At 54.5% G+C, this 20,942-nt stretch carries 16 protein-coding genes; 9 read left to right on the top strand and 7 right to left on the bottom strand.

The window, feature by feature from the left end; translation table 11 throughout:
• Positions 1-2 precede the first annotated feature (2 nt).
• The 4 genes from J0L72_06880 to J0L72_06865 are packed head-to-tail and all read left to right on the top strand — an operon-like array spanning position 3 to position 3,573.
• Complete coding sequence (locus J0L72_06880; GenBank protein ID MBN8690504.1) at positions 3-701, top strand: hypothetical protein; 699 nt, start codon at positions 3-5, stop codon at positions 699-701.
• Between the two features lie 28 nt (positions 702-729).
• Positions 730-1,764: a tetraacyldisaccharide 4'-kinase gene (gene lpxK / locus J0L72_06875; GenBank protein MBN8690503.1), complete on the top strand. Its 1,035-nt coding sequence runs from the start codon at positions 730-732 to the stop codon at positions 1,762-1,764.
• Positions 1,736-2,635: a lysophospholipid acyltransferase family protein gene (locus J0L72_06870; GenBank protein MBN8690502.1), complete on the top strand. Its 900-nt coding sequence runs from the start codon at positions 1,736-1,738 to the stop codon at positions 2,633-2,635. The genes lpxK and J0L72_06870 overlap by 29 nt, the downstream gene beginning before the upstream one ends.
• Entirely contained in the window at positions 2,632-3,573 is a 942-nt protein-coding gene (locus J0L72_06865; protein ID MBN8690501.1) for a glycosyltransferase family 9 protein, read from the top strand. Before J0L72_06870 ends, J0L72_06865 begins: the two co-directional genes overlap by 4 nt.
• Here J0L72_06865 and J0L72_06860 read toward each other — a convergent pair.
• Positions 3,570-5,900 carry an aldehyde dehydrogenase family protein gene (locus J0L72_06860; protein MBN8690500.1) on the bottom strand — a complete coding sequence of 777 codons (2,331 nt, stop codon included), beginning with the start codon at positions 5,898-5,900 and terminating at the stop codon, positions 3,570-3,572. The two genes, J0L72_06865 and J0L72_06860, sit on opposite strands and share 4 nt — an antisense overlap.
• Positions 5,901-5,962: 62 nt before the next feature.
• On the bottom strand, positions 5,963-6,883 hold the full coding sequence (locus tag J0L72_06855; GenBank protein MBN8690499.1) for a hypothetical protein: 921 nt from the start codon (positions 6,881-6,883) through the stop codon (positions 5,963-5,965).
• Positions 6,884-6,987: 104 nt separating this feature from the next.
• Here J0L72_06855 and J0L72_06850 point away from each other — a divergent pair, with 104 nt between their 5' ends.
• Genes J0L72_06850 through deoC form a run of 3 tightly spaced genes read left to right on the top strand, consistent with a single transcriptional unit; the run spans position 6,988 to position 9,585 of the window.
• Positions 6,988-8,061, top strand: a complete 1,074-nt coding sequence (locus tag J0L72_06850; GenBank protein ID MBN8690498.1) for a M42 family metallopeptidase — start codon at positions 6,988-6,990, stop codon at positions 8,059-8,061.
• Positions 8,054-8,596 (top strand): hypothetical protein, encoded by a 543-nt coding sequence (locus J0L72_06845; protein ID MBN8690497.1) that lies wholly within the window; start codon positions 8,054-8,056, stop codon positions 8,594-8,596. The genes J0L72_06850 and J0L72_06845 overlap by 8 nt, the downstream gene beginning before the upstream one ends.
• A gap of 11 nt (positions 8,597-8,607) precedes the next feature.
• The gene (gene deoC / locus J0L72_06840) at positions 8,608-9,585 is read left to right on the top strand and encodes a deoxyribose-phosphate aldolase (protein ID MBN8690496.1); all 978 of its coding nucleotides are present in this window, start codon (positions 8,608-8,610) and stop codon (positions 9,583-9,585) included.
• Between the two features lie 11 nt (positions 9,586-9,596).
• Here deoC and J0L72_06835 read toward each other — a convergent pair whose 3' ends face one another.
• From J0L72_06835 to J0L72_06825, 3 genes are read right to left on the bottom strand one after another with little or no spacing between them, the layout of a single operon-like run.
• Positions 9,597-11,066 (bottom strand): DUF2779 domain-containing protein, encoded by a 1,470-nt coding sequence (locus J0L72_06835; GenBank protein MBN8690495.1) that lies wholly within the window; start codon positions 11,064-11,066, stop codon positions 9,597-9,599.
• A 3-nt stretch (positions 11,067-11,069) separates the two neighbouring features.
• Complete coding sequence (gene asnS / locus J0L72_06830) at positions 11,070-12,467, bottom strand: asparagine--tRNA ligase (GenBank protein ID MBN8690494.1); 1,398 nt, start codon at positions 12,465-12,467, stop codon at positions 11,070-11,072.
• Between the two features lie 29 nt (positions 12,468-12,496).
• Positions 12,497-13,630, bottom strand: coding sequence for an MFS transporter (locus tag J0L72_06825; GenBank protein MBN8690493.1), 1,134 nt, complete (start codon positions 13,628-13,630; stop codon positions 12,497-12,499).
• 216 nt (positions 13,631-13,846) lie between these two features.
• Here J0L72_06825 and J0L72_06820 point away from each other — a divergent pair, with 216 nt between their 5' ends.
• Positions 13,847-14,284: an RNA-binding protein gene (locus J0L72_06820; protein MBN8690492.1), complete on the top strand. Its 438-nt coding sequence runs from the start codon at positions 13,847-13,849 to the stop codon at positions 14,282-14,284.
• Between the two features lie 75 nt (positions 14,285-14,359).
• On the opposite strand, the gene J0L72_06815 is transcribed toward J0L72_06820, so the two are convergent.
• Entirely contained in the window at positions 14,360-15,949 is a 1,590-nt protein-coding gene (locus tag J0L72_06815) for an MmgE/PrpD family protein (GenBank protein MBN8690491.1), read from the bottom strand.
• Positions 15,950-15,974: 25 nt separating this feature from the next.
• Between J0L72_06815 and J0L72_06810 the strand changes: the two genes are divergently transcribed.
• Positions 15,975-17,783: an ABC transporter ATP-binding protein gene (locus J0L72_06810; protein ID MBN8690490.1), complete on the top strand. Its 1,809-nt coding sequence runs from the start codon at positions 15,975-15,977 to the stop codon at positions 17,781-17,783.
• Between the two features lie 9 nt (positions 17,784-17,792).
• Here the strand turns inward: J0L72_06810 and J0L72_06805 are convergent, their stop codons facing one another.
• Complete coding sequence (locus J0L72_06805; GenBank protein ID MBN8690489.1) at positions 17,793-20,879, bottom strand: alpha-mannosidase; 3,087 nt, start codon at positions 20,877-20,879, stop codon at positions 17,793-17,795.
• Between the last annotated feature and the right edge of the window lie 63 nt (positions 20,880-20,942).

Here is a 20,942-nt window from a genome sequence, read left to right as displayed (position 1 = left end):
CCATGAAAATCCTCACAACAATCGCAATCTTGATCCTGCTTCCGCTGACGGCTATGGGCCTTTCAGTGGACGAAGGAACCGTCAAAACGTCCCCGACGTCAATATCAATCAGCGCCAAGGGAAGCGATGTTCGAGCGGTTCTTCACGACCTCTTTACACAAGCGAAGAAAAATTACGTTATCGAATCGGTTCCACGCACAGAACTCTTCTTGTCCCTCAGTTCGATGGATTTTGATGAAACGGTGGAAATCGTATGTCGCTTGGCTGGCCTAACCTATGAAGTACAGAACGATATTTACTACATCTCGAAGAAACGTCCCGGTAGCACGCCGACGACTCACTCCAACAACACTCCCAACAGCAATTCGACCGTCTCAAAGCCTCAACCTATCGCCCCAGTCCGAACCGGAAAACTTTCCGAGGAAGTCCTTAAGCGATCGGTAAGCGGTACTTTTACCAAAGCCACCGTCGCCGACGTTTTCAAACGTCTCGGTGAGCAAGCCAAAATCACGATCGAAGTCGACCCGTCGGTTCCAAAGTACAAGCTCGACTTCAAGTTGAACGCCACTTCGCTCGGTTACGCTTTGCGCGTGCTGAAGGAGAAACTCAAACTGGAAGTCGTCTTTACCGATCGACAGACCCTTCTGATCGTTCCGAAAGTCGAAGAACCGGTCGAGAAATTCGAAATCATTCCCGATTAAATCGGCCTAACCAAAATCCTTGCCTAGCTTGTCGAAAGATGACAAGCTGGGCAGATTCATTTCTGAGTCTGCCAAACTCTCGGCATTGGAACTCAGCCACCATCGTTTAGACATTCAAAGCTTCGCATTGTCGCCGTTGAGCCTACTGTACTATCTCGGGTGGCAGACCTACGAATTAGCCTACGCTCTCGGCATAAAATCACCGCAGAAACCTCATTCGCCAATCATTTGCGTAGGCAATCTAACAGTAGGCGGTATGGGCAAGTCTCCACTGACCATCGCCCTTGCATCGGATTTGGTTCGAGCAGGATTCCAAGTTGTGATCGGTGCTAGCGGGTACGGTTCTCCTCGAAGTCAAGGCGCTTCGCTTGCGCCGGACGGCCCGCTGAATCCGTTGGAATGGGGTGATGAACCGGCGATGATCCGTTGGCTTCTGCCGGAAATTCCGATCATCGTAGGGAGGGCTAGAGTCAAAGCCGCCGAGCTTTGCGCCAAGCAATTCCCTGACGCCGTTCTCCTGATGGATGACGGCTTTCAGCATAAGCCGCTCAAGAAAGATATTTCGATTTTGATCGACCCACCAAAGGTCGCCAACCCACTTTGTTTGCCCGCCGGGCCCTACCGGGAGCCAAAATCCCATCGCTCTCGAGCGGACTTTCTGCTGCCCGACGATATTGAACTTGACTTCTCAGGCTATGGGCTGGTTGACGCGAACCTCAGCCCCGCGCCCCTCGATGCAGGTTCAAAGGTGCAGATCATTACTGCCATTGCCAACCCATTCCGGCTGATGGTGACCGCCGAAACTTTGGGGCTGACTGTTGTTCATGGCCGAAACTATCCTGACCATCATCCGCTCCAGGAGCCTGGATTGCTCAAAGAATTTGATCCCAAAATCCCCATCATCACCACCGCAAAAGACTGGGTGAAACTGCGGGAACGCACTGATATTGGGCAGTTTAATGTTCGAATTGTGCATCTCCCTGCTAAAATCAATCCGCCGAGATTCGTTGAAGACACTTTGGCGCCGAGACTGCATGAAATCAAAAAAGCAAAAGGAGCTTGAAGGCAAGCTGGGGGCAGCCGCCCTCCGCTATGTTCAAAAGCGTCTGAGAAGAAAGTCGGCTACCCAAGCGGAAGAAACGGGTGCAAAACTCGGTCGCCTCATTCGGCGGGTTGGCAAAAAGCGATTCGAGCGCGCTAAGGAAAATCTAAAGCTGGCATTTCCGGACTGGTCCGAAGAGAAGCGCGAGTCGACCGCAGAAAAGGTATTCGAACACTTCGGCATCGTTTCAGCAGACTTCTTGAGATCCGACAAGCTCACCAAGTCCGAGATCAACGCGAGCATGGAAGTGGTTGGACTTGAACACCTGGATGGTGCGCTGGCCGGCGGCAATGGCGCACTTCTGATCACCGGGCATTTTGGAAACTGGGAACGTCTCGCGAATTGGCTTAGTCTGAATGGCTACCCACTCACGGTAGTTGCTCGTGATGCGGACGACGAAGGGGTCAACGGGATTCTCAATCAAATGCGCATGAACAGCGGCACGAAGGTTTTGGCCCGAGGAAACGCGGCGCGGCCGATCCTCGAAAAGCTCCGAGCTAACGAGATTGTGGGCATCTTGCCCGATCAAAACTCGAAGGAAGTCTACATTCCGTTTTTCGGCCATCCAGCAGGTACGGTGCTCGGACCTGGAGTTCTGCACGACCGAACACACGCTCCGGTCATCCCTGGTTTTTGTATCCGGCTTGGCGGAGGCAAATATCGAACGGTCTTTTTGCCGCCGCTTGTTCCAGACCCGGGATATGAAACCAAAGGCGAGGGCATGATGCGAGCGATCCATCGCACCCTCGAAGCGATCATCACCGAGCACCCCGAGCAGTGGCTCTGGTTCCACGATCGGTGGCGTAGTGCGCGCGGAAAAGGCATGCTATGAATGCCCCTAAACGAATCCTGGTTGTGCGGTTTCGCGCCATCGGAGATTGCGTTATGGCGGCGTGGCCGATCACATCAATTCGAGAAAAATATCCCGATGCTTGGATAGCTTGGGCGACCGAACCTGCCTGCGCTTCGGTGATAGACCATCAAGCGCTCACGCAGAAGATCATGCGCTTCCCTCGCGACAAGTGGAAGCGAGAACGATACTCATTGCGCACGTGGCAAGACCAGCTAAACCACTACCTTCGAATCCGGAAATTCAAGTTTGATGTCGCCATCGACTTTCAAGGTCATTCGAAAACGGCACTATTGGTCCGGCTATCTGGTGCGCCAGTCCGAGTTGCAGTGCACGCGACCGACGCCCTTTCACAGCGGTTAAACCCGGTACCGATTCCTCGACCCAAAGACACACATTGGGTGGATCACCACATGAAGGTGATTCGCACACTGGACGATTTTGCTGACGTCACTCTGCCGCTGATGCCCCATTCTGCGGTACCAGAGCAGTTGCCCGAAAGTAAGTTCGTCACCATCTGCACTGGTGGAAGTTCTGCAAAGAAGCAGCTGTCCAAAGAACAATGGCAAGCAATCGCCGCGAAATTCGTCGAAGCCGGATTTCCTGTCGTCACCGTCGGTGGTCCGAAAGACCCTGCCCTCCAAATGGATGGAGTGATCGACCGAGTCGGAGCCTTTAGCCTCCGTGGCAGCCTGGAAGCTATCCGAGCAAGCGCGCTTCACGTCGCGACGGACACCGGAACAGGGCACATTGCAGCCGCGGTCGGAACGCCCGTGGTTTCGCTCTTTGGCCCGGACGAGCTGGCGGTAGCGCGTTACAGACCGTACACCAAGCGCGGCGTCGTCCTGCGGGGCAACGGGCACCCCAGCGATGTTGATCCGCAACTGATCGCAGAATCCGGCCTCGGACTTCTCTGTTAAGCTCCGTAAGGAACCCAGATGTTTTTGACTTGAACGGCTCGTCTCAAGAACTCAGGATTCGGGGCGGCCATCCAATCCACCGATTTGCCCAAGCTGCACCAAGTCTGTTTGAGGTTGCCGATACTCGCAAGTTCAATCGCCTTGCCCGTTTCAGCGTCGCCAAAATGCCAAACGCATTGCAGCGTGTCGTGCTCCGCGAGGCTCGGGACGACCTCCGAGTGGAGCCCAGTCACAATGTTGATCACACCGCCTGGAAGATCGCACTGATCAAACACGCGATAAAGCTCACAAGCGACGATTGGATTCGACTCACTTGGAATTGCGACAACGGTATTCCCCATACTCACTAGCGGGAGAACGGTGCTCAAGAATCCGAGCAGTGGCCGTTCTTCGGGGCAAACCACGCCGCAGGAACCGATGGCTTCATTCCGCGTGTAGTTCACGGCTCGCATAGGGGTGTTGTGAACTGCGCCATCGTATTTGTCAGCCCAAGCCGCGTAATAGAAGCATCGATCGAGGCTAGCATCAAACTCTTCCTCGGCGGCGGAGTCACCTCCGAGAGCGTTGACAAAAAGCTGTCGCTCGGCGGCCAAATTCTCTGCGATGTAATAAATGATTTGCGCTCGACTGTGACCGGCGAGGTTACTCCAGGCGGAAAGGGCAGATTCCGCGGCTTCGACTGCATTGCGGATATCTTTTCGATTGCCGCGCCCAACCTCTTCAAATCCTGATTTGGTTTTGATGGTCAGGCTGTATCCGCCGTCGGGACGCGCTTGTTTGCCACCGACATAGTTCTTGTGCGTGCGGTCGATTTTCTCGCTTGTGGAGATCGGTTGCACCGGCTTCGATTGAATTGGTGAGCCGAACATCGACTTTGGCTTGAGGTATTCGTATAACCCTTCTTTGCCGCCTTCACGTCCGTATCCAGATTCGCGATAACCGCCAAATCCACAGTTGGCGTCAAACTGGTTTGAGCAGTTCACCCAAACGGTGCCCGCCTTGATCTTTGAGGCAACATCGTGTGCCAAGTTGAGGTTTTCCGTCCAAACGCTGGATGCCAATCCGTAAACCGTGTTGTTGGCGAGGGCGATCGCTTCGGCATGAGTTCGGAAGGTCATGCTCACCAGCACTGGTCCAAAAATCTCTTCCTGCGCAACGATGTTCGACGGACTCACATTTGTGAGCAAAGTCGGCGGATAGAACCACCCGCTAGTCGGGCATTGCGTTGAGGGTTGGTGCAGTTCGGCGCCTTGCTCTACGCCTTGCTTGACGAGCCCAGCAATCCGCTCCAACTGCACTTTATCGACCACAGCTCCGATGTCGATCCCTTTTTCCAGCGGATGTCCGAGCCGCAACTGCTCCATTCGAGCCTTGACCTTCTTGTGGAACTTGTCCGCAATTCCTTCTTGAACCAATAGTCGCGAACCTGCGCAGCACACTTGACCTTGGTTGAACCAAATCGCGTCAACCAAGCCTTCGACCGCACCATCCAAGTCAGCATCTGCAAACACGATGAACGGCGATTTCCCGCCGAGTTCCAGGCTCAACTTCTTGCCGGAGCCGGCCGTAGCCTTGCGCAAAATACGTCCCACTTCGGTGCTGCCGGTGAAGGCCACTTTGTCGATGTCGGGATGCTCAACGATCGCCTTGCCTGTACGGCCGTCACCCGTCACGATGTTGACGACGCCCTTTGGCAGTCCAACCGAATCGCAAATCTCGGCAAAGAGAATCGCGGTCAATGAGGTGAATTCGGCAGGCTTCAACACCACCGTGTTCCCTGCTGCCAGAGCCGGCGCGATCTTCCAAGATAGCATCAAGAGCGGAAAATTCCACGGAATGATCTGACCGCAAACTCCGACGCTTTCGTATTCTGGGAACTCGCGGTCCAGAAGCTGAGCCCATCCTGCATGAGCATAGAAATGGCGAATGACAAGCGGTATATCTAAATCCCTCGTTTCGCGGATCGGTTTGCCATTGTCGAGAGACTCCAGAACGGAAAATAGCCGCGAGTGCTTTTGAATCTGCCGCGCGATAGCATAGAGAAATCTCGCTCGCTCGAAACCGCTGAGTTTTTGCCAACTGACTGATGCCTTTCGAGCGGCCTTCACTGCAGCATCTACGTTTGCGTCGGAACCTTGGGAGATCTTGGTCAACGGCTCGGTTGTCGCTGGGCAGAGAGAGTCAAAGCTTTCATCTGCGACCACCCACTCGCCACCGATGTATTGCGGCATGACTGGCCCATGCTTTGAAATCCATTCTTTGGCCAAATCAGGAGACTCGGGCGCGGTGCCGTAATCCAAATTCTCAAAAATCTCTTTGACGGTCATGGTTGGTTCCGATTGTTGGTTCCATTATGAAGCGTGAACCGCTTCGCTCGTGCAATTTGAGCCTATTTGATCCCAAACAATTTGGCAAGACTCCGCTCGATTTTGCGCGAACCCTTATACATTCCAGGCTGCCACTTATCCAAAAGGCTGATCGGCCAGATCGGGCGAGCGATTTTGGCGTCGTTATAGCTCACTTGTGCTTTGTCGAGCGGCATGTTTTCTGGGCGACGATGGGTACGGAAAAGGTGATCCCAGATCGCAATCCCCCAGAATCCAACGACTGCTAGATTGGTCGTGGGTCGCCAGTGATGCATCAAGTGGAAGCCATAGGTGTATCGCACCAACTTTCCGAACACACGATGGTTCATCGCAGGCTGCCAGTACTTGTCAAACGGCAAGTGCAAAATCGCATGCCAGAACTCATAGAGTCCGTAGGACAACGTCGCGGTGCAGATGGTGGCGAGCACTACTGGCTGATCGGGCCAGATGAGCTTTGCTGGCACGGCCAGAAGAACCAGAAAAATGACAAAGAAAATCGAGATCGCAAACAGCGGGAACTGCATCGACTCTTCTTGGTGCTCGTGTACGATCGGGTACCTGCTGTCGACTTCCACCAGCTTATCGGGTGTCTTCGGAGAAACCGGAGCCTTCACATTCGTCAACCCATGGTGGTCAGAGTGGCATTGATGCATGATCCCAAGGAACGGAAGCACAGCGGAATGGAGCAGATATCGGTGGTAGAGATATTCGAACAGGCTCAGCGGCAAACCCAGCGCAAATGTCCACCCGACGATTTGCAGCGGCATCGAGAGTTCCTGCCGGAACATCGCCGGCATGAGCCAGGCGAATAGACCAACCACGACGGCAAACTGCGCCGCAGTCCAAAAGAAGAACGGACCGAAATTGAACCGACCCTCCATAGTTGCGAGCACTGGCTCAGCTGGCTCTTCGATCTTGATTTCTGGTTCTTCTAATAATTGCAAAATGAAACTCTCCGCCCTAAGGTTAAACACGTACAAACGGCGCGATTAGGTCCAAAGTTCTTCTGACCTGCCTTCGGTTCGCTGGCTTGAGTATGCTTGAGCCAATGCGCACTGAATCTCTTGAGTTCTTCAAAGAAATCGTCAATACACCTAGCCCGAGCGGTTACGAAGAAAAAGCGGCACAAGTCTTCCGGTCCTACACCTCCGGATTCAGCCACACCCAGCACACCGATAGCCATGGTAATTCATGGGCGGTGCTCAACCCCGATGCTTCGATGAAGATCATGTTGGCGGGTCACATGGACGAGATCGGATTCATCGTGCATTACATCGACGATCAGGGGCTTTTGTACTTTAGCGGCGTAGGCGGGCACGACACGATGGTTCCGATTGGTCAGCGCGTGTGGGTACACGGAAAGGAAAAGATCGCTGGCATCATCGGACGTAAAGCGATTCACCTGCTCACCGAAGAAGAGCGCAAGAAGAAGCCAGAGCTCCACGAGATGTGGATCGACATCGGAGCCTCGACCCGAGCCGAAGCCGAAGCCGTGGTCCGATTGGGCGATGTGGCCACCTATCAATATGAGTTCCAGATGCTGATGGGAGATCGAGCCAGCGCGCGCGGATTCGATAACAAGATGGGCACGTTCATCGTTTCCGAAGCATTGCGATTGCTAAAGGAAGAAGGCGGACTCGATCCTAACGTTGGCGTGTATGCCGTCGCAACAGTTCAGGAAGAGATCGGATTGCGTGGCGCACGAACTGCTGCCTTTGCCATCGATCCTCAATCTGGCTTGGCCGTGGACGTCAACCACGCGGTCGATTACCCGGGTGTTCCAAAAACCAAATATGGTCAGCTTGACGTTGGCAAGGGCCCGAGCGTGATGCGCGGCGCCAATGCGAGTCCGGTCGTCTTCCGAATGATTGAAGAGGGCGCTGCAAAGGAGAACATTCCGTACCAAGTTGACGTGGCACCCGGTGGAACAGGCACCGATGGCAATGCGATGCAAATCAGTCGCGGTGGAATGGCGGTTGGGATTTTGGGCGTTGCGCTACGCTACATGCACACTCCGGTAGAGTTGCTCTCTCTCACTGACGTTGAGAACTGCGCTAGGTTGATGGCGGCCTATTGCCGACTAGTGAAACCCGACACCGATTTCACCCCGCGCCTTGGATAATTTGCTCGATTTCGCGATCGAGCAGTGGTCATTGACGCCTGACTTGCAGGTGCAAGATGCCTACAAGTGGCTGTTGCACGCCGCTTGTGGGGCTGACCATGCGATCACTTCGGACGAAGGACCCAGGCGGTGGCTAGAACGAGAATGGGAGACGCTTGACGCTCCGCTGGATGAAGAGCCACATCTGGTCGAATTGGTCCATGGTGGCGGCTTGGTGCGCCTCAATCTGAGACCGTATAAGCAAGCAGGCGGAGAACCTGAAGCGCTCCTCCAGGCATTTGTTCGCTCGGCGCAAAGCGTTATTCCAGACAAAGAACTTCTGCGGAGTTGTTGGCAAAATTTGGGCAACAGGCTTCGCGCGGACGAGTTGTTTGACCTCCAGCACGAAGCTTGGATTGCGCTCAACGAAAAGGTCCAGCAACTCGATTTCCCCGCGATCCACCATTCCCCGAAGTACGAATCGAAGTACCGTCCGGCCTACCGGGTTTTGACGAATCTTGAGGCAAAGTCATTGATTTCGCCCTTGCTCGGATAAAATAGAAGCCTATGGCCCGCGTCGAGAACAAGCAGCTTCACGTCACTCGAAATCCTGGCATGCCGCTGGATCTCGATTGGGTGGAGAGAACGGTGGTCAATCGAAGTGCCGCCGAACGACGCGCCGCCACTCTTCCTGGTCGACGCACCGTCAAGAAAAACCATCAAGCCGCTTATCTCCTAAAGGCTATAAGTTTGATGGACTTGACCACCTTGAGCGGAGACGATACTCCCGGCACTGTACGGCGACTTTGCGACAAGGCGAAGCATCCTGTTCGCGCAGAACTGTTGGAGGCCCTCGACGCACAAGACCTCAATCTCACCACGGCGGCAGTTTGTGTCTACCACGAGTTTGTCGAAGTCGCGGTCAAGGCACTTCAAGGAACAAATATTCCGGTTGCGGCTGTGGCGGCAGGATTCCCGCACGGACTTTCGCCTCTGCGAGAGCGCATCCACGAGATCAAAGCCAGCGTGGCCGCTGGTGCCACCGAGATCGACATCGTGATCAGCCGGCAACATGTTCTCAATGAAAATTGGCAAGCCCTGTACGACGAAGTTCAGATGTTCCGCGAAGCTTGCGGTGAAGCTCACTTGAAGTCGATTCTAGCGACTGGCGAACTTTCCACCCTTACCAATGTGGCCCGGGCAAGTCTGGTAGCCATGATGGCGGGAAGCGATTTCATCAAAACATCCACCGGTAAAGAGACGGCCAACGCAACTCTTCCCGTCGGAATCGTGATGGCGCGGCAGATTCGTGGCTACCACGAGAAAACAGGCTACATGATCGGATTTAAGCCGGCTGGCGGAATCCGCACTGCCAAACAAGCTTGCGATTGGCTGATCATGATGAAGGAGGAACTCGGCGTTCGTTGGGTTCAGCCCGATCTTTTCCGGCTTGGCGCGAGCACGCTTCTTTCGGACATCGAGCGGCAACTCGAGCACTCGATCACCGGCAGATACTCTGCGTTCAACCGGCATCCAATGGGTTGAGAAGCAGTTCGCTAGAACTTCTTTCCAGCCAGCGCGTCTTGCAACGCCCATATGATCCGGACCATCGCCCAAGTATCAAGCTTGCAGTATTCCAGAAGGTCTTGGAAGGTCTTTTCGGCTTGCGCAGTTGGCAACTTGCCCGTGATCGCTCGTTGATACCGGACCATTGCTGTCTCACCGCTATTGATTTCCAGGCTGTCGTAACTAAGATCGGGAGCTAAGATTGGTAGCACTTTCTTGATCGAAGACTTTGCCGCGAGCCCTGGATGCCAGAAGTAGTCCTTGATCCACTTTTCGAGGTCCACGAATCTTGGTATGAGTCGATCGGATAGCTCCTTCGCTCCAGGAATTTCAGCCGTCTCTAAGTTTCTCAACTCGGTTTTTTCGGCGGCAGAGTAATGCATCACCGAACCGTGATCTCCGAGTACGTCCGAAAGCGCTTTGACGAATTCCTCTCTTGGGTCGCCATCCCCTCGGAAGATGTATTCAAAATGGTCTACCGTTGGATGAACGCCATTGATGTAGGGCGCATTGATGCGGTGACAAGAAAACTGGACAGGCAACTTTTGGTACGAAGGAACTGCCGCGATCCAAGGCAAAAAGTGGCCTACCGTCTCGAAGTCGATGCAGTACACTGGATACTCGAGGTTCGCGATCCTATCGGCCAGGTCGGGGTCGACTTCCATCGAATCGTTCGTGAGCACGCGGTGCCAGCTCCTTTGGATGGATGTAGTCAATTCGCCTTGTGGCACGTCCCGAAAATCAATGATCCCCTTGGATCGAAAATTCTCGATCTGCTTCTTGCTCCGCGAAAGATAAACCGAAACCGGATGCTCTGGCCAGGACTCCGAGCAATAGCTCTTGAAGCTACATTCCTTGCAAGCGGCGAAAAAGTCGGGCGTTGGCGGCTCCTTATGTTCCAACTGAATCAGATGATGAAATTGGTTCGCGAGCACCTCGACCTTCGGCTGAGCAGCAAGAACTTCTTCAGTCAAGTCAACCTGAGTAAAGAACTGTTCCGGGTCGATCTTGCCCGATTCCGGCAGCACATAATCGCCATTAACCAGCAGTAACAAGCAGCGAATTGGCTCAATGCCAGCCTGCTTCATCACCATCGCCTGGAACGCGAGGTCATACAGGTGTGAGGTGGATTCTCGCTTCGAAGACTTGACTTCTATGAGATCCCAACCGGTGCCATTTCTCCGCAAGATATCGGTACGCGCGCGAAAGTTCTCAGATTGAAACGTGACCTCAAACGCCACGTCGCCGGGGCAATCCTCTAGGTAAAGCCCCTGCAGAAAAGCACCCTGCGGGAATCGAAGTCGCGCGAGTTCGCCGACTTCGCGACCGATCTCCATCCGGAATCGGCCTCCTTCGCTGATCGGCTCCGCAATTTCAGGCGAATGAATGCTCAGCCAGAGTTTCTTCGGGCACGTCAGTCCATTCAGAAAAGCCGATTTATCGAGGAGCCTTTCAGCCAAATTTTAGAACTCCGCCGATCCCGGAACGCGGTGGTACGGAATCACGTCGCGGATATTTTTCATTCCTGTCACATACATGAGCAGCCGCTCGAACCCAAGCCCAAATCCGGCGTGTGGCACCGATCCAAATCGGCGCAAGTCGAGGTACCACCAGTACGCTTCGAGAGGAAGTCCCATTTCCAAGATTCTGCGCTCCAAGACGTCCAGTCGGTCCTCGCGCTGCGAACCCCCGATGATCTCGCCAATGCGCGGCGCCAACACGTCCATTGCGCGGACGGTCTTGTTGTCATCGTTCAGGCGCATATAAAACGCTTTGATGTCCTTTGGATAGTCGGTGAGAATCACTGGGCGACCGACTTTGACTTCGGTGAGCCATCGTTCGTGCTCACTCTGAAGGTCAGTGCCCCACTCCACCGGGAACTCGAAGTTCTCACCACTTGCCTGCAAATGCTTCACCGCTTCGGTGTAGGTCATTCGCTCGAAACCGGATTCCACCACGTGGTTGAGCGTGGAGAGCAATTCTGGTTCGATCCGCTTGTTGAAGAAGTCGAGATCGGCAGAACAGTGGTCCATGATGTCGGCGATGACCGTCTTCAGAAACTCTTCGGCGAGGTTCATATCGCCTTCCAAATCGCAGAACGCCATCTCCGGTTCGATCATCCAAAACTCGGCCAAGTGCCGGCTGGTTGAACTGTTTTCAGCGCGGAAAGTCGGTCCAAACGTGTACACGTTTGTCATGCCCAGCGCCATCGTTTCCGCTTCAAGCTGGCCGCTCACCGTGAGGTAAGAAGGCTTACCAAAGAAGTCTTCTTTGTAATCGGTTAGCTTGAGCTTGGCTGGAAAATCAGGATGTCCTTGCTCGAGCAAAGTCGTGACGGCAAACATTGCACCGGCACCTTCGCAATCGCTAGCGGTAATGATCGGCGTGTGGATGTTGTGAAAGCCTCGCTCTGAGAAGAACTTGTGAATGGCGTAGCTTGCTCTTGCTCGCACGCGGTACACCGCGCCAAACGTGTTTCCTCGACCACGCAGGTGCGCAATTTCGCGCAAGAACTCCATCGTCGCGCCCTTCTTCTGCAGCGGATAGGTGGCTGGATCGGCTTCTCCAAACAGCTCTGCCGAGCTACAAAGCAGTTCGACCGCTTGCCCGGCGGCTGGGCTCTCGACGATCTTTCCAGACAGGCAAACACTTGCACCCGTCGTCATCTTCTTGACGATCTCGTCTGAAACGGCACCATTCGGGATCACGACCTGAAGGTCTTGGAAGCAAGACCCGTCATTCAGTTGGACGAAGGTCACTTCCTTGCTATCACGACGGGTTTTCACCCATCCGTAGGCCGAAACTTCTGTGCCGGGGGCAAGTTCAAAAAGTTGTTTGATGTACTGGCGTCGATAATCCATCGTTCAAGCAGGATTGTACCGGAGCTAGGTTAAGCTCGAACAAAGTCCTTTCGCCAGGCCGTGGCGAGGGCCACGATCAACCCAAATCCTACGATCAGCACGATCGGCAATTGTGACATTTGGTTGGCTACGATTGAACCGACGAGGTTCGGAAACACGGCAGCCGCGATGGCCGCGCCGATCACCATGATCGAGGTCGCTTTGTGCGTTTGCGTGGTCAGGCTCGTCCCCCAGAGGATCACCGAAGGAAACGTCGGCCCCATCGCCAAGCCAAGCAAAATATATCCGGCGACGACCGTTGTTGAACTCATCGTCAACAGAAGCCCGCCGCACGCCACCGCCATGCAAGTCGCCACGAAGATTGGTGCACCGAGACGCTGTAGCATCTTGCCGCTTCCAAATCGGCCGACCGCAAACGCTAGCCAAACCATCGATCCGATCTGGGCCGCAGATTCTAGCTTCATTCCGTGCGCCGAGATCAAATGCTGGGTCATCCAGACGATGCAGGAGCTTTCTGTTCCGACATACATCCCCAGCAGGAGGCTGAGGCCGAAAACACGGCCTGGAAGCTTTGAGGTTTGATCATGTGATTCGGATTCCATCTGATCGGTTTGCCTGAGACCGAAGGTCATCAACAATCCGATTCCCGCGCTCCCACACAGAAACCAAAATGGGATCTGAGGGGTCTGGCTAAATTGGGACAAAAGGTAAGGTCCGCAAATCGCGCCAACTGCCCAAAATCCGTTGACGATGGTCAACCACATTCCAACTTTTGGGCCATCGAATTGTTTGGCGACTTCGGCGTTGAACCAGATTGATAGACCACCGTTGGCGGCTCCGATCATTCCGACCCCAAGAAGGAGCGCGTTCCATTGAGTCGAAAGTGACGCGATGAGTGCCCCCGCGAAGTACAGAGCAGCACAAACCCTTGGCACCCAAACACCGGCAAAAAGCCTCGAGAATACTGCGGACGCGAAAATGACTCCCATCGATCCGATGAAGAAGCTTGTGGCGACTTGGGGGGCCGAATCGAGAGGCAAGCCAAACTTTCGAATCAAGGCAATTCCCGCCGGCCCGCTCATGGTGACAAAGCATCCCATGAGGAAAAACCAAATGAAACCACTAGCGGCGAGGAGTTGGCGCTGAGGCCCAATTTGATTCACAGCCGCTAATTATCCCCCGAAGTTGTTGCATTCTGGTTGAATTCAGCTATACTTGACTCGTAATTGGGTGATAAACCCAGTTTCGAACGTCAGCCTTGTATGGTCCTGATGGTAATTCCGCTCGTAGGCGCTCATTTCAATTAAGTCGTCATCCGTTCGTTATCCATGGGGCAGGCCGTTAGTCGGTAACCTGCAATGCTGCAAGAAGCATAGAAAATGAGCACAAAGCGCCTATTTATCGGAAACCTTGCCTACTCGGCAACGGAAGAAGAAGTGTTGATGCACTTCGGAGACTATCAACCCAGCAACGCCCGCGTGATGGCCGATCGCGGTATTGCATTCATCGACATCGCAGAAGATCAATTGGCAGCCGCTATTGAAGCGATGGACGGTTCCGTTTTGAAGGGCCGACCAATCAAAGTTGACGAAGCTCGACCACGCGAAGATCGACCAGCCGGTGGCGGCGGTGGTGGACGCGGTGGCTTCGGCGGAGGCGGCGGCGGTGGACGCGGCGGCTTTGGCGGAGGCGGCGGTGGCCGTGATGGCGGCGGCGGTGGACGCGGCGGCTTTGGTGGCGGCGGCGGACGCGGAGGCGGAGGCGGTGGCCGAGGTCGCGACAATGGTCGTGGCGGCGGCGGCGGCCGAGGCTGGTAATCACCAGTTTTTAAGCTAAACAAAATCGGGTGAGCCAAGTTTGGCTCACCCGATTTTTTTGTTATCCGCCGTTTCTTATTCGTAACCAGGCCGAGATTCGATCACAAAGTCGTACAGGTGAGGCAGATCAAATGCTGTGGTATCGGCGATCGCTTCCAGTTTTGCCACTTCGGCCTTAACATCGGCACCATCGGCGAAGGCGATCTTGCCGAGCAACTCGAACTTGTGCGCCAAGATTCCGTGCAAATCGGCCGTCTTATTTCTTGCGTGTCCCGACGGATACATCACAAGGCCCGAGTCCAGCGATGCACCACCCGAGTGGATCACCAAGCTTGTCGGGATTCCGTCTGGATAGTTGGCATCATATTCTGGGCCGCCATGCTCAAACTCCACTTTGGCGATCAGCTGGTGCGTTTTTTCGTTGAAGATCGCGCTGGCATGGAAATCATGCGGATCAAGCATTAGCGACTTCCAAATCTCATTTTGATCGGCGGCCCCTATCACCGCCTCTGGGTTCTCCAGCGCCTTTCGCAACAACGTACAAATGATGTAGACCATCGAGTGGTCTGCGGACTGGCGCGTCTTTGGCTCACGCTTCATCGGGTTGCCAATGATGCCGAATGCTGGTTCGTATGCCTTGATCACGATCTTATCAATTGCGCCGCCATTTGGATCGTCCAGCAAGCTTGGATTTGCGCGCAACAGATCGATCAGTCCCTGCAACGCCCCCGCAGATTGGTGCTCATAGAGGCCGAGCTTGAAGTGCATTCCCATGACGGCGAAATCATCACCGCTGTGGCTGAGATGAAGGTCAAACGGACTGTCGCCGCTCTCCTTCCACCGCTCCGCTCCTGAGGTCGTCGGTTCAAAAAATCTCCAAATTGCTTCTGGATTTCGGAAGATATCTTTCGGACCAATGAATCCGTTCATCGACCTCTTCATGCAGAGGATTGCCGCTTCGGTACTGATGGCCGCGCTCGCTCCCTTACTGTCTGAAAGTTGCTTCCCAGCGCGGATCGCGCGCCATGGAATGTAGTGAGCCACGAACATTCCGATCGCGCTTTCAATCTGCTCTGCGGTTGCACCCATCAACGCGCCATAAGTCGCCGCGCTGCCAATCGCACCATGCACGACGTGGTCGATCTTGTATGTTTTGAGCGAGAAGACTTCTGCTAATCGTCCGCGTATCTCATCGAGCAAAACCATCGCGCGCAGGGCCGTCCCTCCGTCAAGCCCCTTTTGCTGGCATGCGGCGATCACGACAGGATAAAAGTCGTTGTGTCCGAACTCACCGGCGATGAATCCAAGTTCAGGTCGGTATCCAAAGTTGGTTCCGTTACTATCCCATTCCCGTACTGCTGCACTATTAGCGACGATCGCCTTTTCGGCGACAACACCCTGGTTGCTACCGAAGACGAATGCCGCCCGCTCGGGATCATCGCACCGATACTCCAGCGCTTCTTGCCGCAAGATAGTCGGCGCGTTGGTCTGTAGCGCTAATGCCGAGAGACCGCAAAGAACCGAATCGGTGTGGAACAACCGCGTGCGTTCCAGCACCGCTGCGCTCGGACCAGGGCCAAGCTTTCCAGCCATAAAGTCGATCGCGAATTGGCCGATGCCGAGGGCCTGATTCGAGTTGCGCGCCAGCAATACGGAGTTGCTCATAACTTATGAGGGTACCCTCAAAGCCATGAATCCCCAAAAGCCGCAAAGGCAGCTTGATCGCGCATTGCTTCGCCGAATTCTGGGCCTCTTTGCGCCTCATCGCGTCCAGGTCATACGAACGATCTTTGCGGTGATCATTGGTGTGGTTCTAGGCATTGTGCCTCCTTTTTTGGTTCAGCATATCGTTGACGACGGTCTTTCGAAGGGCAACCTCAACGTGATCGCAACCTATTCTGGATTGACTCTGATTGCGGTCTTGGCCGGAGCCGGTATGACCTTGCTATACGGTTACTGGAGTGTGATCATCGGCCAGGAGATCATGTGTGAACTGCGCCAGAAGCTCTATGTTCACTTGCAAGGAATGAGCCTCCGGTTCTTCACCTCCACTCGGACCGGCGAGATTCAGACCCGAATGATCAGCGATGTTGGCGGGATTCAAAACGTCGTAAGCAACACGCTCACCGACCAGTTATCGAATATTGGCATCGTCATCAGCGCTTTGATCGCGATGTTCTGGCTCGATTGGAGGCTGACATTGCTCTCGCTGGCCATGGTGCCCGTGTTCATGGTGGTTGGCAAATGGGTGGGTGAATTTGCTCGCAAGGTCCGCACTGGTGTCCAAGAGAAAACCAGCGACCTGAATTCCGTGATGCAAGAAACGCTCTCGGTGAGCGGGATCTTGCTAACTAAAACCGCTGGACACGTTGATGTGCTGGCGTCCCAATTCGCTCAGGAAAACAAAGAGCTCGCCCGATGGCAGATCAAGAACTCGGTCGTTCAATACTTGTTCTTCGGCATGATCCGAATGATCACCCAACTGGCTCCGACGCTCGTTTACTGGCTGGCTGGGTACTTGATGGTGACTCACGGGGATAGCTCTATTACGGTCGGAAAGCTGATGGCGTTTACCGGCTTGCAGGTGCGATTGTTCTTCCCGATGACAGGGTTGCTGAGAGCGCAGGTCGAGATCATGAGCAGTTTCGCTCTCTTTAGCCGCATTTTCGAATACTTGGACATGCCTCGGGATATCAACGACACCCAAGGTGCTCGCGATCTGCGACCGGAGGATGTGCGCGGCGAAGTCTCCTTCGAAAATGTATGGTTTGCTTACGAATCCACCGAAGGCGAGGAAACTCAGTGGACGCTCTCCGACGTGAGTTTCGAAGCGAAACCGGGCCAATTGGTTGCGTTGGTGGGTCATAGCGGTGCCGGTAAGACCACGATGACCTATCTCATTCCAAGGTTCTACGATCCTGACAAGGGTCAGGTCAAAATCGACGGCGCGCCTTTGCAGGACTACACGTTGCAATCGCTGACCAGAGTGATCGGCGCAGTCACCCAAGAGACCTACTTGATGCACACCACCATCAAGGAGAACATGCGCGTGGCGAGGCCAGATGCCACCGATGCGGAGATCATCGACGCGTGCAAAAAGGCGGCGATTCACGATCATATCGCCGGATTAGCGGATGGATACGACACGGTGGTTGGCGAACGCGGCTACAAGCTGAGTGGCGGCGAAAAACAACGCCTTGCCATCGCTCGCACCATTCTCAAAAACCCCCGAATCCTCATTCTCGACGAAGCAACCAGCGCGCTCGACACGGTGAGCGAACGGATCATCCAAAACTCCCTAAACGAGTTGATGGAAGGTCGCACGACTTTCGCCATCGCTCACCGTCTAAGCACCATCTTGGCTGCCGACTTGATCCTGGTGATGCGTGCAGGGCAGATCGTCGAGCGAGGCACTCACAGCGAACTTCTCGCCCTCGAAGGTGAGTATGCAAAGCTGTACAACGAGCAGTTCAAGTCAGAACAATTGCTTCCGAATTGATGCTTGAGGTCAAACCTCAAGCATCAAAGTGATGATCTCAAACGGCAGGTAGCTGATCGGCACCATGCCGTCCACAAGCTCAATTTCGCGGGGTTCGCGCTCTTCCAAGTTCACTATGAACGCCCGCTGGATCGGCCGTGCGCACGTCAGACTTGCCACTCCGCGCGAGTTGTGGCATTCGTACAGCCGGACGATGATGTGATTGGATCGCTCCGCCTTCTTGACCGTCTCGATGATCAAATTTCGTGTGTCGATGCCCACCAGTTTCGGCAGTCGGTCGGCCACACCTTGGCTTGGATTCAGTGCCTTGTGTCGAAGCGGCGAATTCAGCGCGTATGCCGCAGCAACGACGTCGCTTTGCTGAAGACCATCATAGTGTGGCAGGAGCACATAGCTGAACCGGTGCCGGCCCATATCGCACTCTGGATCTGGAGCCTTTGGGGCGCGCAGGAGCGACATTCTCAGCGTTGATCCAACACAGTCAAATCCGTACTTGGAGTCATTAAGCAGAGCCACACCGAGGTCACCTTGGCTCACATCTACCCATTTTTGGGCAGGCACTTCGAACCGAGCGGTATCCCAGCTGGTGTTTTGATGGGTTGGTCTTTCGACATGCCCAAACTGAATTTCGTAGGTGGCACGGTTGGCGTTGACATTGAGTGGGAACGCCACCTTGAGCAGTTTGTGCGCTTCTCTCCATTCGATCTCCGTATCAAACCGAATCCCCGGTGTTGGCCCGAGGCTGATGCGTTGTCGAATCCAGCTGACATCGCTGATACGCCGTACGACTTCAATTGCGACCCGGACCGGACCGCGTTCGACGACTTCGACAGACTCCGCCTTGAACAAAGACCGTTCGGTCTCCATGGTCCACGGATCGACATCCCATGCGCCCCAGAAATTCGGTCTATCGTCGAAGATTTGGAACACGTTGGCGAGTTTGTCAGCCTCCACGAACTCCGTATTCGAGTCATCAATCGCGGTGATGCTGGTGATATTTCCGTTAGTGTCAAACCGGACCGACCACTCCCCATTCTCGATTTTTCGTTCTCGAACTTTGAGCCGAGCACGTGTCGTGATCGGCGTGTCGGAGAACTGGCCAACGGCAACGGACCCCATCGCTGCTTCTGGGGTTTCGAAGATCAATTGACGCTCGTCAAACTGCTCGATCAATTGCACTGGATAGATCGAGTTGCCAACCTGAATACTCGTTGGGGCTTCATCTTTCTCCCACGGAATCGACGCTTGGCTCGGGACGGAGCTGTTGGCAAACAGAGCCACTGAATCCGGCCCCGCGCCAAGCTTTTCACCAATCGTTTGTAGTGCCTGATCAACGAGCGCCTGCCCTCCGGTGAGGATGTCAGCGTAATCGCGATCCGAGTCTTCGTAAACTTCTCGAACGGAAGAGCCCGGGATGATGTCGTGGAATTGATTGAGTAGCACAAGCTTCCACAGCCTTTCGATTTCTGCCTGTGGGTACTTCTTGGGCAGATCACCTGCAAAGCACCAAAGCCATTCTGCGTCGCGCATCAGGAATTCGGATTGTCGATTCCACTTCTTGTTGTTCGCTTGACTGGTGTAGGTACCTCGGTGCATTTCGAGATACAACTCTCCCGACCAAGTGGTGAGGTCGCGGCTCCGCGCTTTCGCCTCGCGGAAGAACTGTATCGCTTGTTTGCCGAGCTCGATTTCTGGCATATACGGCGCAGTTCGGCCGCGCTTGAGCAGCTCCAAGTGTTCTTCGGTTGGGCCTCCGCCGCCATCACCATGCCCGAAAATGTACAGTGATTGGTCGCTTCGGGCTTGGTCCTTGTGCTTTCGGACACTCTCAATTATTTCTTGTGGTGTGCCGTTACCGACATACGTGTCTGCGGGTGGGAAATGGGACCAGATCGAGGTGCCGTCGATCCCCTTCCAAAGGAAGGTGTTGTGTGGGAACTTGTTGGTCTGATTCCAGCTGATTTTTTGCGTCAAGAAATACTTGATGCCGAATTTTTTCAGAATCTGCGGCAATGCGGCGGCATAGCCGAAAACGTCTGGCAGCCACATGTCGTCGGTGACGACGCCCAACTTTTCTTCGAAGTATTGCCGGCCATAGAGGAATTGCCGGATCAAGCTCTCGCCGCCGGTGATGTTGCAATCCGCTTCGACCCACATGCTCCCTACGACTTCCCATCGTTTGGCATCAATCGCGGACTTTAGACGCTCAAACAGTGCGGGATTCTCGTCTTCGAGCCATTCGTATTGACTTGCCTGAGAGTGGACAAACACGTAATCGGGGTACCTCTCGAGCAGATAGAGCTGGTTCGCCGTGGTGTGCGCCATCTTCAGATGCGTGATGTGGAGCGGCCAGAGCCATGCCGTGTCCAGGTGAGCGTGTCCGACCGCGGTGATCTGGTGTTTGAGCTCGGAATTCAGGCTCCCCAAGGCGTCTTTGATGAGCTTGCGGGCGGCGCGAATCGTGTCTCGTTGGCTGGGATCGAATACGTTGCAAACACTGTTTAGCGCTCGCAGGAGGGTTGAGTAAGCCGGGTCGTTCTCCGGCAAGGTCTTCATCAGACTCAGCGTGAATTCGATATCAAAGTGAAGCTGTGTGAGGTGAGTGTCCACGAGCACGAGTTCGGCGGATTTCACCGTCTCGGTGAGTTCTTTACGTGGTGGCGTGTCTCCGATCAGCCTCACGCTTGGATTCCCGGAATACACCTGGATCGCGAGATCGATTTTCTCCCCACCTTTTGCTTCATCAGCGAGCCGGTACACCGCGTGTGGGCCATCGATGCCGCGTTCAGGTGTATTGCCGATCCATACCGTGCGCTCGCCGCCAATCTCGGCCATCATTCCGACTTCCTTTCCCGCCCAATCTTTAGGCACTGTGCCGGTGATGCGGAACCAGAAGGTGCGATACGCTGGCCCATAGCTATGTCCTGCCTGAACAGGCACCCAAGGACCGTGTTTGCGCGCCGATTTTTCGTCTGGATGCTCAACGTCGCAAAACTCAATCGAAAGGGGTTGCCGTGCGACAATCAGGCATTCTTTGATTTGCAACTGGTGCATTCGGGCGATGCGGTTTAACGTCAAGGTCGGGTGCTTTTGCATGATGAGGCTGGCTAGTGTTATACACCCAAGGTGCCTTCGCTTGTGGTAGATGGATATGTATTG

The sequence above is a fragment of the Armatimonadota bacterium genome, from assembly GCA_017303935.1.
In the GTDB taxonomy this organism is placed as follows: Bacteria; Armatimonadota; Fimbriimonadia; order Fimbriimonadales; family Fimbriimonadaceae; genus JAFLBD01.
This window is presented reverse-complemented; position numbering and strand designations above follow the sequence as displayed.

Excerpts from the sequence above, each read along its gene's own strand:
- J0L72_06810 (MBN8690490.1), top strand. The coding sequence starts at position 15,975 with ATGAATCCCCAAAAGCCGCAAAGGCAGCTTGATCGCGCATTGCTTCGC.
- J0L72_06870 (MBN8690502.1), top strand. The coding sequence starts at position 1,736 with ATGAAATCAAAAAAGCAAAAGGAGCTTGAAGGCAAGCTGGGGGCAGCC.
- J0L72_06865 (MBN8690501.1), top strand. The coding sequence starts at position 2,632 with ATGAATGCCCCTAAACGAATCCTGGTTGTGCGGTTTCGCGCCATCGGA.
- J0L72_06805 (MBN8690489.1), bottom strand. The coding sequence starts at position 20,879 with ATGCAAAAGCACCCGACCTTGACGTTAAACCGCATCGCCCGAATGCAC.
- J0L72_06850 (MBN8690498.1), top strand. The coding sequence starts at position 6,988 with ATGCGCACTGAATCTCTTGAGTTCTTCAAAGAAATCGTCAATACACCT.
- asnS (MBN8690494.1), bottom strand. The coding sequence starts at position 12,467 with ATGGATTATCGACGCCAGTACATCAAACAACTTTTTGAACTTGCCCCC.
- J0L72_06860 (MBN8690500.1), bottom strand. The coding sequence starts at position 5,900 with ATGACCGTCAAAGAGATTTTTGAGAATTTGGATTACGGCACCGCGCCC.
- deoC (MBN8690496.1), top strand. The coding sequence starts at position 8,608 with ATGGCCCGCGTCGAGAACAAGCAGCTTCACGTCACTCGAAATCCTGGC.
- J0L72_06815 (MBN8690491.1), bottom strand. The coding sequence starts at position 15,949 with ATGAGCAACTCCGTATTGCTGGCGCGCAACTCGAATCAGGCCCTCGGC.
- J0L72_06880 (MBN8690504.1), top strand. The coding sequence starts at position 3 with ATGAAAATCCTCACAACAATCGCAATCTTGATCCTGCTTCCGCTGACG.
- J0L72_06820 (MBN8690492.1), top strand. The coding sequence starts at position 13,847 with ATGAGCACAAAGCGCCTATTTATCGGAAACCTTGCCTACTCGGCAACG.